General features: G+C 60.0%; 15 protein-coding genes. 3 read left to right on the top strand and 12 right to left on the bottom strand.

The genetic code is table 11. From position 1 onward, the window contains the following. Positions 1-23: 23 nt before the first annotated feature. Positions 24-569, bottom strand: a complete 546-nt coding sequence (gene yfcD / locus ACJ8PL_RS08745) for an NUDIX hydrolase YfcD (RefSeq protein WP_004936086.1) — start codon at positions 567-569, stop codon at positions 24-26. A 99-nt stretch (positions 570-668) separates the two neighbouring features. Continuing rightward, a complete protein-coding gene (yfcE, locus tag ACJ8PL_RS08740; protein WP_016926887.1) occupies positions 669-1220 on the bottom strand; it encodes a phosphodiesterase in 552 nt (183 codons plus the stop codon). 235 nt (positions 1221-1455) lie between these two features. Here yfcE and yfcG point away from each other — a divergent pair, with 235 nt between their 5' ends. From yfcG to ACJ8PL_RS08725, 3 genes are all read left to right on the top strand, one after another. Then, complete coding sequence (gene yfcG / locus ACJ8PL_RS08735) at positions 1456-2085, top strand: GSH-dependent disulfide bond oxidoreductase (RefSeq protein WP_016926886.1); 630 nt, start codon at positions 1456-1458, stop codon at positions 2083-2085. Positions 2086-2196: 111 nt separating this feature from the next. Beyond that, complete coding sequence (gene folX, locus ACJ8PL_RS08730) at positions 2197-2568, top strand: dihydroneopterin triphosphate 2'-epimerase (protein WP_004936094.1); 372 nt, start codon at positions 2197-2199, stop codon at positions 2566-2568. Positions 2569-2584: 16 nt separating this feature from the next. Beyond that, on the top strand, positions 2585-3499 hold the full coding sequence (locus ACJ8PL_RS08725) for a TIGR01777 family oxidoreductase (protein ID WP_016926885.1): 915 nt from the start codon (positions 2585-2587) through the stop codon (positions 3497-3499). Positions 3500-3506: 7 nt separating this feature from the next. Here the strand turns inward: ACJ8PL_RS08725 and hisP are convergent, their stop codons facing one another. The 10 genes from hisP to accD all read right to left on the bottom strand — a co-directional run bounded on the left by hisP (position 3507) and on the right by accD (position 12933). Continuing rightward, positions 3507-4280, bottom strand: coding sequence for a histidine ABC transporter ATP-binding protein HisP (gene hisP, locus ACJ8PL_RS08720; protein WP_004936098.1), 774 nt, complete (start codon positions 4278-4280; stop codon positions 3507-3509). Positions 4281-4300: 20 nt separating this feature from the next. Then, positions 4301-5005 (bottom strand): ABC transporter permease, encoded by a 705-nt coding sequence (locus tag ACJ8PL_RS08715; protein ID WP_004936100.1) that lies wholly within the window; start codon positions 5003-5005, stop codon positions 4301-4303. Next, positions 5002-5688 (bottom strand): histidine ABC transporter permease HisQ, encoded by a 687-nt coding sequence (locus ACJ8PL_RS08710; protein WP_016926884.1) that lies wholly within the window; start codon positions 5686-5688, stop codon positions 5002-5004. The genes ACJ8PL_RS08715 and ACJ8PL_RS08710 overlap by 4 nt, the downstream gene beginning before the upstream one ends. Positions 5689-5770: 82 nt before the next feature. Continuing rightward, positions 5771-6553: a histidine ABC transporter substrate-binding protein HisJ gene (hisJ, locus tag ACJ8PL_RS08705; RefSeq protein ID WP_004936109.1), complete on the bottom strand. Its 783-nt coding sequence runs from the start codon at positions 6551-6553 to the stop codon at positions 5771-5773. A gap of 303 nt (positions 6554-6856) precedes the next feature. Next, complete coding sequence (locus ACJ8PL_RS08700; protein ID WP_016926883.1) at positions 6857-7429, bottom strand: UbiX family flavin prenyltransferase; 573 nt, start codon at positions 7427-7429, stop codon at positions 6857-6859. Between the two features lie 133 nt (positions 7430-7562). Beyond that, positions 7563-9080, bottom strand: a complete 1518-nt coding sequence (purF, locus tag ACJ8PL_RS08695; protein ID WP_004936117.1) for an amidophosphoribosyltransferase — start codon at positions 9078-9080, stop codon at positions 7563-7565. Between the two features lie 21 nt (positions 9081-9101). Continuing rightward, positions 9102-9602, bottom strand: a complete 501-nt coding sequence (cvpA, locus tag ACJ8PL_RS08690) for a colicin V production protein (RefSeq protein WP_004936119.1) — start codon at positions 9600-9602, stop codon at positions 9102-9104. A gap of 234 nt (positions 9603-9836) precedes the next feature. After that, positions 9837-10568, bottom strand: coding sequence for a cell division protein DedD (gene dedD, locus ACJ8PL_RS08685; protein WP_261104677.1), 732 nt, complete (start codon positions 10566-10568; stop codon positions 9837-9839). Continuing rightward, a complete protein-coding gene (gene folC, locus ACJ8PL_RS08680) occupies positions 10569-11834 on the bottom strand; it encodes a bifunctional tetrahydrofolate synthase/dihydrofolate synthase (RefSeq protein WP_274985012.1) in 1266 nt (421 codons plus the stop codon). A 190-nt stretch (positions 11835-12024) separates the two neighbouring features. Next, complete coding sequence (accD, locus tag ACJ8PL_RS08675; RefSeq protein ID WP_028127750.1) at positions 12025-12933, bottom strand: acetyl-CoA carboxylase, carboxyltransferase subunit beta; 909 nt, start codon at positions 12931-12933, stop codon at positions 12025-12027. Positions 12934-12986 lie beyond the last annotated feature (53 nt).

The raw sequence follows: 12986 nt of genomic DNA, 5'->3' as shown, positions 1-12986 counted from the left end.
CGGCTTTCTCACGCGTTGGCGTCTCAGTGGTTGTCGAGCGGCTTACCGTAATCCTGTTCGTTGTTGCGCGTCAGCCACAGCGACAGCGCCTTCAGCGAATCCGGGGTAAACTCGTCGCAGCGCGCGGTGATCTCTTCCGGCGTCAGCCAGCACACTTCAGCCACTTCTTCTTCCTGCAGCGCGAACGGGCCGTGCGATACGCAGCTGAACAGCGCCCCCCACACCCGGCACTGCTCTTCTTCGAAGTAGAACAGACCGTGTTCGGCGAAAGGCACGCCGGCGATGCCCAGCTCTTCTTCCGCCTCGCGGCGCGCCGAATCCAGTACGTTTTCACCGCTTTGCACTACGCCACCCGCCGTCGCGTCCAGCCAGCCCGGGTAGAAGTCCTTGATCTCGGTGCGACGCTGCACCAGAATTTTTCCCATCCCATCATGCACCACAATATAGGTAGCACGATGACGCAGCCGCTCCGCCCGCATCTGTTGACGACTGGATTGCGCAATCACCTCGTTTTGCTCGTCGACGATATCAACCCATTCGGTATCTGCAGCCTGACCCTGTTCCGCCATCCTCTAAAACCTTCTATTTTGGCGCGATGCATCCCGCGCGCTGGTTAATCAATGAGTGTTTTTCAAAGATTTTTATTGTGTGTGTATAAATTAGTGCGTTTAGCGTGTTAACGCCACCTCCGCGACGACCTTGCCGTCGTCGAGCGCCAGCACGCGCAAAGTGCCCCGATCCAACATGCCGTAGCTGGCCGGAAAGCCCCCTTTCGGGATGCTGACCGAGCCTGGATTGAAGCAATAGATCTCACCCTGCCGCTCCGCCTGCGGCAGATGCGTATGGCCGTAGGCCAGGACGTCACCGCGGGATAACGGCGGCAGTGCCGAGGGATGATAAAGGTGACCGTGGGTCAAAAACAATCGTCTTTTTTGCAGTAAAACCTGTTGCCAGGGCGCCTCGATGGGAAACGTCAGCAGCATCTGATCGACCTCGCTGTCGCAATTGCCGCGAACGGCGATGATCTTGTCGCTATAGCGATTCAATCGTTCGGCAACCTGAGCGGGCTGATACCCGGCGGGCAGCGCGTTGCGCGGGCCGTGATTCAGCAAATCACCCAGAAGAATCAGCCAGTCGGCGCCGTGTTGTGCGAACAATTCCAGCACGCGTTCGGTAGCCGGCAGCGATCCGTGGATATCCGAGGCGAACATCAGCTTCATAACCTTGTCCTATAGAGGGAAATAAGCGCCATTTTACCGCGCCGGCGCCGTGCGGCAAACCGCCGCCCGCCCCGGTGGAGAATTGTGATCCAACTGCGCAGATAGCATCGGACGAATCCCACATAGCCTGCTATCCTTAGCTGCTATTGTTGGATCTCTGATATACCTTTTTGTGCGCGGCGAAGACCGCAGCAACGTGTAATGAATTACAGATCACCTTACCGCAGGAGGCAACATGATTGACCTGTATTACGCGCCTACTCCCAATGGTCACAAGATCACCTTGTTTCTGGAAGAGGTCGGCTTGCCCTACCGTATCCATCGCGTAAACATCAGCGCCGGCGAGCAGTTCAAACCGGACTTTCTGAGCATTTCTCCCAACAACAAAATCCCGGCGATCGTCGATCAGCAACCGGTGGACGGCGGCGCGCCGATCAGCCTGTTCGAGTCCGGGGAAATCCTGCTGTATCTGGCGGAGAAGACCGGCAAGCTGCTGAGCAAGGGCCTGCGCGAACGCGCCGCCACCCTGCAGTGGCTGTTCTGGCAGGTGGCCGGGTTCGGGCCGATGCTCGGGCAGAATCATCACTTTAATCACTACGCGCCGCAGCCGGTGCCTTACGCCATCGAGCGTTACCATCTGGAGACCAAGCGGCTGTACGGCGTGCTGGAAGCTGAACTGCAAAAACACCCGTACCTGGGCGGCGACAACTACAGCATCGCCGATATCGCCACCTACCCGTGGGTGGTGTCGCATCCGCGCCAGCGCATCGATCTGGCAGATTACCCGGCGGTGCGCAACTGGTTCGAGCGTATCAGCAACCGCCCGGCAACCGAGCGCGCCTACAAACTGGCCGAACAAGCCTAAGCGCCTCCCCCGACTCCCCGTCGGCCGGGGAGTCACATCGTCCTCACGTTATCATTTCCTTACTTTCCGTGTATTCTGAACGCTAATAATCAGACCTATGGAGAATCTCTGATGTCTTTCAGTCAACCCGACGCCGTTATTCGCATTAAAAATCTGCGGCTGCGCACGTTCATCGGTATCAAGGAAGAGGAAATCAACAACCGACAGGACGTTCTGATCAACGTGGTGATCCACTACCCGGCGGATAAGGCGCGCAACAGCGAAGACATCGCCGACGCGCTCAACTACCGCACCATCACCAAAGCGATCATCCGCCATGTGGAAGATAACCGTTTCGCATTGCTGGAAAAATTAACGCAGGATGTGCTCGACATCGTAAAAGAACACGCCTGGGTAACCTATGCTGAAGTGGAGATAGATAAACTTCTGGCTCTGCGCTACGCCGATTCGGTCTCCATGACCATGAGCTACCGCCGGGGCTAACTCAGGGAGGTCGACCATGCGGATCCTGATCACCGGCGCAACGGGATTGATAGGCAGCAGCCTGACGGCAAGACTGCTGGCGCTTTCTCACCACATTACGGTACTGACCCGCGACGAGCGGCGCGCCCGAGCCAGGCTGGGCGACCGGCCGAGCTATTGGCAAACGCTGGACGACCGGCAGTCGCTGGATGACTTCGACGCAGTGATCAACCTCGCCGGCGAACCTATCGCCGACAAGCGCTGGAGCGCGCAGCAGAAAGAGCGCCTGTGCCGCAGCCGCTGGGATCTGACCGAACGGTTGGCGCAGCTGATCAAGGCCGGCAGCACGCCGCCCGGCGTGCTGATTTCCGGTTCCGCCGTCGGCTACTACGGCGATCAGGGGCAGGCGGTGGTCACCGAAGAGGAGCCGCCGCACGACGAATTCACCCACCAGCTGTGCCAACGCTGGGAAACGCTGGCGCTGCAGGCGCAGAGCGACGCCACCCGCGTCTGCCTGCTGCGCACCGGCGTGGTGCTGGCGCCACAAGGCGGCGCGCTGGCCAAAATGCTGCCGCCGTTCCGCTTCGGGCTGGGCGGCCCGATCGGCGACGGCCGCCAATATCTGCCGTGGATCCATCTCGACGACATGGTCAACGGCATTATTTATCTGCTGGATCACGCCACGCTGACCGGCCCGTTCAACATGGTCGCCCCCTACCCGGTGCATAACGAACAGTTCGCCGCCCAACTGGCCAACGTGCTCGATCGCCCGGCGTTTCTGCGGGTGCCGGCGTTCGTCATGCGCTTGTTGATGGGGGAAGCGGCGGTGCTGGTGCTCGGCGGCCAGCGGGCGGTGCCGAAACGGCTGGAAGAAGCCGGCTTCCACTTCCGCTATCTGGAGTTGGAACAGGCGTTGGATGACGTGATCAATCAGCGGGCCGAAGCCCGCTGATCTGACGTTACTTCAACGCGCCGGACAGGAACTGCTGCAGGCGCGGGCTTTTGGGGTTGCCGAACAGCTCGGCCGGCGGCCCCTGTTCTTCAATCAACCCTTTGTGCAGGAAGATCACGTGGTTGGAAACGTGGCGCGCAAACTCCATTTCGTGCGTCACCACCACCATGGTCTTCCCCTCCTCCGCCAGCTTCTGCATGATGCGCAGCACCTCGCCCACCAGTTCGGGATCCAGTGCCGACGTCGGTTCGTCAAACAGCAGCACCTCCGGCTCCATCGCCAATGCGCGGGCGATAGAGACGCGCTGCTGCTGGCCGCCCGACAGGTGCACCGGGTATTTGCCGCGCGCCCGCTCGTCGATGCCCACTTTGTCCAGGTAGCGCACCGCGCGCTCGTGCGCGTCGGCCTTGCTCAGCCCCAGCACCTGCACCGGCGCTTCCATCACGTTCTCCAGCACCGTCATGTGGCTCCACAGGTTAAAGTGCTGAAATACCATGGTCAGGCGGGTGCGCAACAGCTGCAGCTGCTTCTTGTCGAATACCTTCAGTTGGCCGTCCTTGTCGCGCACCATGCGAATATCTTCGTTGTTCAGACTGATCGAACCTTCGCTCGGCTTCTCAAGGAAGTTGATGCAGCGCAGAAAGGTGCTTTTGCCGGAGCCGGAGGAGCCGATGATGCTGATCACATCCCCGGCGTTGGCCGCCAGCGAGACGCCCTTCAGCACTTCGTGGTCGCCATAGCGTTTGTGCAGTTCCGTGACGGCTAATTTATTCTCAGACATGGTTTTCTTCCCGTCATTTATCAGTGACTAACGTGTGCCATCCAGCGTTTCTCAGCTTTGCGGAACAGGCTGATTAACACGTAGGAGATGATCAGATACAGCACCGCCGCAATGCCGAAGGCGTAAAACGGCTGATAGGTCGCGGCGTTGATGTCGCGCGCGATCTTCAACAGATCCGGCACGGTGGCGGTAAACGCCAGCGCGGTGGAGTGCAGCATCAGGATCACTTCGTTGCTGTAAGCCGGCAGCGCGGTGCGCAGCGCCGAAGGCAAAATGATGCAGCGATACATCTTGAAACGCGAGAAACCGTAGGCGTTGGCGGCCTCGATTTCACCGTGCGGCACCGAGCGGATCGCCCCGGCGAAGATCTCGGTGGTATAAGCGCAGGTGTTGAGCGTCAGCGCCAGGATGGTGCAGTTGAGCCCGCTGCGGAAAAACGCATTGAGAAACTCGCTGCCGCGCACGATCTCGAGGCTATACATGCCGGAGTAGAACACCAGCAGTTGCACGTACAGCGGCGTACCGCGAAACACATAGGTGTAGAGCCACACCGGGAAACGCACCCAGCGAAGGGAAGAAACGCGCGCCACCGCCATCGGGATCGCCAGCAGCCCGCCCATCACCACCGAGGCAATCAGCAGCCACAGCGTGATCGCCACGCCAGTGAAGCGGTAGCCGTCACTCCACAGCAGCGACTGCCAATACTGTTGCAGGATCTCGATCATAGTTCGGCCCTCTTGACGCCCAGTGAGTAACGCCGTTCAAGCCACAGCAGCACGCCGTTGGAAACGGTAGTGAAGATCAGATACACCACGCCGGCCACGATGGCGAAGAAGAACGGCTGATAGGTGCCTTTTCCCGCCAGCTGCGTGGCTTTGACCACATCGTTCAGGCCGAGAATCGACACCAGCGCCGTCGCCTTCAGGATCACCTGCCAGTTATTGCCGATGCCCGGCAGGGCGAAACGCATCATCGCCGGGAACAGAATGCGCCGGAAGATCTGCGCGCCGCTGAAGCCATAGGCCGTCGCCGCTTCGATCTGCCCTTTCGGCACCGCCAGATAAGCGCCGCGGAAGGTCTCGGTAAAATAAGCGCCGTAGATAAAGCCGAGGGTAATGATGCCGGCGCCGAGCGGATCGATATCGATCTGCGCGAAGCCCAGCAGCGTAGTGATATTGTTCAGCGCGATTTGCAGACCGTAAAAAATCAGCAGCATCAGCACCAGATCGGGCACGCCGCGGATCAGCGTGGTATAGGCGCCGAACAGGCCGGAGATAAAGGGGTTATGAGACAGTTTGCCACCGGCGCCGATCAGGCCGATCACCACCGCCAGCAACACGGAACTGAGGGCCAGCTCCAGCGTCACCAGAGCCCCCTCGAAAATCAGTTGGGAATAGCCTTGCAGCATCTACTTCACCCTGTGGTCTAGGATCCGAACCATCGGGGCCGGCACGCCGGCCCCGCAGTCACAGCATGGAACGGTAAGCGGATTACCCGCCGTAGACGTCAAAGTCGAAGTACTTTTTCGCGTATTTGTCGTAGGTGCCGTCTTTGCGCATCTCGGCGAAGGCTTTGTCCAGCGCCGCTTTCAGCTCGGTATCGGTCTTGCGCAGCCCCATGCCGGTGCCGACGCCGAAGAACTTGTCATCCTTCACCGATTCGCCGGCGAACGCATAGTCTTTGCCCGGCGGCTGTTTCAGGAAGCCGTCGCTGCCCGCCACTTCATCCTGGAAGGCGGCGTCGATACGGCCGGAAGCCAAATCGGCGTAAACCAGATCCTGGTTCTGGTAAGGCACGACGGTGATGCCCTTCGGCTGCCACATGGCGTTGGCGTAGGCTTCCTGGGTGGTGCCCTGCAACACGCCCACACTCTTGCCTTTCAGGGCGTCCACGGTAGGCAACAGCTTGGACCCTTTCGGCGCGATCAGACGCGCGTTGGCGGCATACAGCTTGTCGGTAAAGGCGATTTCCTGCTGGCGTTTTTCGGTGATGGACAGCGAAGAGATGATGGCGTCGATTTTCTTCGCCTTGAGGGATGGGATGAGCGCGTCGAAGTCGCTCTCCACGAAGGTGCATTGGGTATTGATGCGTTTGCACAGCTCTTTGGCCAAATCGATGTCAAAGCCAACCAATTCGCCTTTGGCGTTTTTGGATTCAAACGGTGCGTAAGTCGGATCGGTGCCAATCTTCAGCGTGGAAGGAATGGCGGCAAAGGCGCTGCTGGCGGCGCTCAAAGCCAGAACTAACGGCAAAATCAAAACCCGCTTTTTCATAAATTACCCTCAAATTGATTTTTTGATGCCACTACGGGCATTACTTTTCCCCACCAAATCAATTTGCAGTAATCGTGCCACATTAGGTGCTACGGGCGGAGGGAACGGCTCCGGCCTTCACAATACTGTTTCCTGGGACGATAACCGCAAAATTAAATCGGCCGCTCGGGGCCGCGCCACTGGCAGCCGCGATAAGGCGGCGCCATGAAACAGTGAACGTGATGAAGTGGGATCATTATGGTGCATACGTCGCCCTAATTCAGTGCGGTGTTGCACAAATGTGCCAATTTGGGGATAAAAATGTTAATCAGCACCCTGCCAGCGGGTGAACAGATCGGCCGGCAGTTCGATATCAAACTGATCGATCACCCGATTGACGGTCTGATCGATGATGTCTTCCACGCTTTTCGGCTGGTGGTAAAACGCCGGCACCGGCGGCATGATCGCCGCGCCCATCTCCGCCGCCTGCGTCATCAACCGCAGGTGTCCCAGATGCAGCGGCGTTTCCCGCACGCACAGCACCAAACGGCGGCGCTCTTTGAGCACCACGTCGGCGGCGCGGGTCAGCAGCCCGTCGCTGTAGCTGTTGACGATGCCGGACAGGGTTTTGATCGAGCATGGCAGGATCGCCATGCCCAGGGTTTTGAAGGAACCGGAAGAGATGGCGGCGGCGATATCGCGCGCATCGTGCACCACGTCGGCCAACGCCTGCACTTCACGCAGGCTGTACGGCGTTTCCAGCGCCAGCGTCTGCCGTGCAGCGTTGCTCATCACCAGATGGGTTTCCACCTCTGCGACGTCGCGCAAAACCTGTAACAGGCGCACGCCGTAGATCGCGCCGCTGGCGCCGGAAATGCCGATGATGAGTCGTTTCATGGAAAATGGCCTCTGCCGTAAAAAGTAAGATCAGGCAGACTTTGCCGCAATGGCGAGGGATAAGCAAGTTCACAGGAGCAAGGCGCACCGCCGCAGACGCGGCGATGCCCCCCCGAGTAATCAACGCGGCCGGTTAGCCTTCGTTGTGCAGTTCCAGATTTTCCGCTTCGGTTTGCCCTCGCAGCGCCTTGGCGTCGTCGCTGCGCAGCGACTCCAGATATTCCAGATAGCTTTGATCGACGTCTTTGGTCACGTAGATGCCGTTGAACACCGAGCATTCGAACTGGGTGATGTCCGGGTTCTCTTCGCGCACCGCTTCGATCAGATCGTCCAGGTCCTGGAAGATCAGCCCGTCGGCGCCGATAATCTGGCGGATTTCATCCACTTCACGCCCGTGGGCGATCAGTTCGTTGGCGCTCGGCATGTCGATGCCGTAGACATTCGGGAAACGCACTTCCGGCGCGGCGGAAGCCAGGTACACACGCTTGGCGCCCGCTTCGCGCGCCATCTCGACGATCTGTTCCGACGTGGTGCCGCGCACGATGGAGTCATCCACCAGCAGCACGTTCTTGTCGCGGAACTCGGCGCGGTTGGCGTTCAGCTTGCGGCGCACCGACTGACGACGCGCCTGCTGGCCCGGCATGATAAAGGTGCGGCCGACGTAGCGGTTCTTCACAAAGCCCTGGCGGTAGGGTTTCTCGAGAATGCGCGCGATCTCCAGCGCGATGTCGCAGGAGGTTTCCGGGATCGGGATCACCACGTCGATGTCCAGATCTTCCCATTCGCGGGCAATCTTCTCACCCAGCTTCTGGCCCATGCGCACGCGGGCGCTGTAGACCGAGATCTTGTCCATAAAGGAGTCCGGGCGCGCGAAATAGACGTATTCGAACAGGCACGGGTTGGTTTTCGGGTTCTCTGCGCACTGGCGGGTGAACAGCTGGCCCTTGGTGGTGATATACACCGCTTCGCCCGGCGCCACGTCGCGCAGGAACTCAAAGCCCAGGGTATCCAGCGCCACGCTCTCTGAAGCCACCATGTACTCGCTGCGGCCATCCTCCAGCGTGCGTTTGCCGATCACCAGCGGACGAATACCGTTCGGATCGCGGAACGCCAGCAGGCCATGGCCGATGATCATCGCCACGCAGGCGTAAGCGCCGCGCAGTTGCTGATGCATGGCGGCGACCGCGGTAAAAATGTTGTCGGCCTCCAGCGGATAATGCGGGAAGCGATCCAGCTCGCTGGCCAGCACGTTCAGCAGGATTTCCGAGTCGGAGGTGGTGTTGACATGGCGGCGGCCGCTTTCGAACAGCTTTTGGCGCAGCTCATGGGCGTTGGTCAGATTGCCGTTGTGGGCCAGCGTAATGCCGAACGGCGAGTTGACGTAGAAAGGCTGGGCCTCAGAGGCGCTCGAGCTGCCGGCCGTCGGGTAACGCACATGGCCAATGCCCATGTTGCCCTGCAAGCGTTGCATATGGCGCGCCTCAAACACATCTTTCACCAGGCCGTTGGCTTTACGCAAACGGAACCCGTTGTGGGCGTCAATGGTGACGATGCCTGCGGCATCCTGGCCACGGTGCTGAAGCACCGTCAGCGCATCATAAATCGACTGGTTTACCGGCATGAAACCGGCGATACCGACAATACCGCACATGTTGTCTTTTCCTCATCAGCGCTACCGCCCCGGCAATTGGGTCGGCAAGAAACTCGACGTGCTCTGCAGGTAGTCAAAGAACCACCTGATGACGTAACTGAACTGGGGAATGAGCTGTGACTGTTTCCAGTCGGCACTCTGTGAAAAGCCGGTAAAGGTATCCAGGAAGAACAGGATCGCTGCGACGATCAATACTCCGCGCAGCGCGCCGAAGCAGATGCCCAACACCCGGTCGGTGCCCGACAACCCGGTTTTCTCTACCAGTGAGCTAATCACATAGTTAACAATAGCCCCTACGATCAAGGTCGCGATGAACAAAATCGCGATCGCGATGCCGTTTCGCACCAGTTCATCTTCAAAACGAGTGAAATAGACCGCAAGGTAAGAGTAGAAATGGCTGGCAACAAAAAACGCACATCCCCATGTCACAAGTGACAATGCTTCGCGAACAAACCCTCGGATCAGGCTCACCAGAGCCGAAAATCCAATCACCGCTATAATGACGTAATCAATCCAGACCATGAACTATTCCAATGATGAATCGCCCCTGCATCCAATTCGCGGCGAATTCTAACAGAAAAAGAAAACGTTTGCGTAGGGGATTTCCTACCACGTTACAAATAAAAAGCGGCGATCAAAAAATTCCCAATCGCCGCGCCTACATAGGTGATTTCGCCTGTAAAAGGCGCGGTTTTTCTCGCTTTATCTCCACCACTCCTTAATTCAGGGGCGCATCGTGCTGCGCCCCTGCGGGGTTTAACGGCCGTACGGCTTCACCTGCCCGCTCAGCCCGCTGATCGAGTTCAGCGACGGCAGCGCCGCCTGCAGCTTCTGCTTGGAAGCGTCCGGGCCGACGTAGATACGGGTGATCTGCCCCTGCACCGGCGTTGACGGCACGGTAAAGGCGCGATAGCCCGAGAGGCGCAGCGAGGCGACAATCTCGTTCGCCTTGGCGGCATTTTTCAACGCCCCGAGCTGCACGACGTAGGCTTGCCCGGCAGGCGCTTTTTCTTCCGCCGGTTTCGGCTGCGGCGTCGGTTCAGGTTTCGGCGTCGGCTCCGGTACCGGCTTCACTTCCACCGGTTTCGGTTGCGGCACCGGTTTCGGTTTCACTTCCACCGGTTTGGTTTCTACCGGTTTCGGCTTGGGCTGCGGCACCGGCTGAGGACGCGTCTCGACCGGTGGCGGCGCCACCTGCGCTGGCTGCTGAGCACCTTGCCGCACCGCCTGTTGCGCCGCCGCTTCGTTGGCCGCCTGCTGTTCGACCAGCGCGCCCGCCCCTTCCGGCGGCTGCGCCGGCAACGGTTGAGTCACCGGTGGCAGCACGTCGTTCTCTTCGACGTCGCCCGCCTTCGGCACCAACGGAATGGCCGCGAATTCATCCTCGTAATGCTTCTTTTTGCCGTCCAGCAACCCTGGCAGGATGATCACCCCCAGCGCCACCAGAATCACGGTTCCGACCAGTCGGTTCTGAAATTTACTCGCCACTCACACTCCCCGCATCTCGTCTAACGCCGCCATCACCTGCGCCACGGTGTGGAACGATCCACAGACGATCACAATATCCTGTTTATCAGCATCCTGCATAGCCTGCCGCCAGGCAGTTTCGACATCATTAAAGCGGCGCGGTTCCGTCAGATGCTGCGCCAGCTGTTCGACGCTGGCGCCGCGCGGCCCGTCGAGCGGCGCGCAGTACCATTCATCCACCTGCTCGCTGAGGCAGGCCAGCGTGCCGGCGATATCCTTGTCCGACAGCATGCCCACCACCGCGCGCACCTTGCCGCCGTTGCGCGGCAGTTGGGCCAGACGCCCGGCCAGATAGCCGGCGGCATGCGGGTTGTGCGCCACATCGAGGATCAGCGTCGGCTCCCGTCGCACGATCTGGAAACGCCCCGGCAACGTCGCCTGCTGCAGCCCGGTGAAAATCGCGCGTTCGTCGATTTCCAGCGGGCTGCAGTTGAGCGCCGCCAGCGCGGTAGCGGCGTTGGCCAGCGGTACGTTCGGCGTCGGCAGATCGGTCAGCAGCGTGTCGCCGCCCAGCCACTGCCAGCGATCGCCCTGCTCGCTGAAGCGCCAGGTTTCACCACGGCGAGACAGCGGCGCGCCCAGCGTTTCGGCAACCTGACGAATGCTGTCCGGCATATCGGGTTCACCGACCACCGCCGGTTTGCCGCTGCGGAAAATGCCGGCCTTTTCACGGCCGATGCTTTCGCGATCGTTGCCCAGCCAGTCGGTGTGATCGAGCGCAATGCTGGTGATCACCGCCACGCTCGGATCGACGATGTTAGTGGCGTCGAGACGCCCGCCCAGCCCCACTTCCAGGATCACCACGTCGAGTCGCGCCTGTTTGAACAGCTGCAGCGCCGACAGGGTGCCGAATTCGAAATAGGTCAGCGACGTTTCGCCGCGGCCGGCTTCAATGGCGGCGAACGAGCGGCTGTGCTCCGCTTCGCTCAGTTCTTCGCCCTGAATGCGCACGCGTTCGGTATAGCGCACCAGATGCGGTGAACTGTAGACGCCGACGCGCAGGCCGGCGGCCAGCAGAATAGCTTCAAGGGTGCGACAGGTGGTGCCTTTGCCGTTGGTGCCGGCAACGGTGAACACCGTGGGTGCGGGGGTCAGTAAATCCAGATGCGCCGCGACGCGCTGTACGCGCTCAAGGCCGAGTTCGATCGCCTGGCTGTGCAGACGTTCCAGATAGTAAAGCCACGAGCTCAATGGCGACGTGGCTTGGGGAATTTGGTGGTTTTGCATGAGTCCCATCACTGAACTTGGGTTCATTAATCCATCAGGGCACCACCCTCACCGCGGTAAAGGCGATGCGCTTCGTGACTGCCGCCAGCCTGCAAACCGCAGCGGAAAGGCTACGGCCGGCAGGGAGCGGGCATCAGCCGTCACTTAGCCACAAAGTGGCGGCTGAACCCGGGCGGGATCTGTCTTTGCCTCAGGCGTCGGCCTGCGGCTCCGGCTCAATGACCGGCGCGGCCTCATCGAAATGCGGCTGCGGCTGGTTTGTCAGCTTGGACAGAATGCTCGCCAACGTTTGGCGCATTTCCGGACGGCGAACGATCATGTCGATCGCGCCTTTTTCGATCAGGAACTCGCTGCGCTGGAAGCCTGGTGGCAGTTTCTCGCGCACGGTTTGCTCGATAACGCGCGGGCCGGCAAAACCGATCAGCGCTTTCGGCTCGGCGATATTGATGTCGCCCAGCATCGCCAGGCTGGCGGAGACACCGCCCATGGTCGGGTCGGTCAGCACGGAGATATACGGCAAGCCGCGCTCCTGCATTTTGGCCAACGCCGCGCTGGTTTTCGCCATCTGCATCAGCGACATCAGCGCTTCCTGCATGCGCGCGCCGCCGCTGGCGGAGAAGCACACCAGCGGACAGTTGTCCTCCAGCGCCTGCTCAACCGCACGCACGAAACGCGCGCCGACCACGGAAGACATCGAGCCGCCGATGAAGGCGAATTCGAAGGACGCGGCGACGATCGGCATGCCGTACAGCGTGCCCTTCATCACCACCAGCGCGTCTTTCTCGCCGGTCGCTTTCTGTGCGGCGACCAGACGATCTTTATAGCGCTTGGAATCCTTGAATTTCAGAACGTCCTTCGGCTCCAGATCGCTGCCCAGCTCCACTTCGCTGCCTTCGTCCAGCAGGGTATGCAGACGCGCGCGCGCGCTCATACGCATGTGGTGGTCGCACTTCGGGCACACTTCCAGATTCCGCTCCAGCTCGGCGCGGTAGAGAACCTGGCCGCAGCTGTCGCATTTAGTCCAGACCCCTTCAGGAATGCTCGCCTTACGGGTTTGTGTGATATTGCTCTTGTTAAGAATTCGTTCAATCCAGCTCATCGATGACCTTTCTGTTTGAACCTGGCACACGCCAGTCCGCTGTTCATGCTTTA

This window comes from Serratia sp. CY83965, assembly GCF_052166375.1.
Taxonomy (GTDB): Bacteria; Pseudomonadota; Gammaproteobacteria; order Enterobacterales; family Enterobacteriaceae; genus Serratia; species Serratia marcescens.
Note: the sequence above shows the minus strand (reverse complement) of the source record. Positions and strands in the feature narration are given on the sequence as shown.

Bases quoted from the DNA above. Each gene is read 5' to 3' on its own strand.
- ACJ8PL_RS08715 (WP_004936100.1), bottom strand. From the start codon at position 5,005: ATGATCGAGATCCTGCAACAGTATTGGCAGTCGCTGCTGTGGAGTGAC.
- hisP (WP_004936098.1), bottom strand. From the start codon at position 4,280: ATGTCTGAGAATAAATTAGCCGTCACGGAACTGCACAAACGCTATGGC.
- ACJ8PL_RS08725 (WP_016926885.1), top strand. From the start codon at position 2,585: ATGCGGATCCTGATCACCGGCGCAACGGGATTGATAGGCAGCAGCCTG.
- accD (WP_028127750.1), bottom strand. From the start codon at position 12,933: ATGAGCTGGATTGAACGAATTCTTAACAAGAGCAATATCACACAAACC.
- ACJ8PL_RS08710 (WP_016926884.1), bottom strand. From the start codon at position 5,688: ATGCTGCAAGGCTATTCCCAACTGATTTTCGAGGGGGCTCTGGTGACG.
- hisJ (WP_004936109.1), bottom strand. From the start codon at position 6,553: ATGAAAAAGCGGGTTTTGATTTTGCCGTTAGTTCTGGCTTTGAGCGCC.
- purF (WP_004936117.1), bottom strand. From the start codon at position 9,080: ATGTGCGGTATTGTCGGTATCGCCGGTTTCATGCCGGTAAACCAGTCG.
- folC (WP_274985012.1), bottom strand. From the start codon at position 11,834: ATGCAAAACCACCAAATTCCCCAAGCCACGTCGCCATTGAGCTCGTGG.
- ACJ8PL_RS08700 (WP_016926883.1), bottom strand. From the start codon at position 7,429: ATGAAACGACTCATCATCGGCATTTCCGGCGCCAGCGGCGCGATCTAC.
- cvpA (WP_004936119.1), bottom strand. From the start codon at position 9,602: ATGGTCTGGATTGATTACGTCATTATAGCGGTGATTGGATTTTCGGCT.
- yfcD (WP_004936086.1), bottom strand. From the start codon at position 569: ATGGCGGAACAGGGTCAGGCTGCAGATACCGAATGGGTTGATATCGTC.
- yfcE (WP_016926887.1), bottom strand. From the start codon at position 1,220: ATGAAGCTGATGTTCGCCTCGGATATCCACGGATCGCTGCCGGCTACC.
- yfcG (WP_016926886.1), top strand. From the start codon at position 1,456: ATGATTGACCTGTATTACGCGCCTACTCCCAATGGTCACAAGATCACC.
- folX (WP_004936094.1), top strand. From the start codon at position 2,197: ATGTCTTTCAGTCAACCCGACGCCGTTATTCGCATTAAAAATCTGCGG.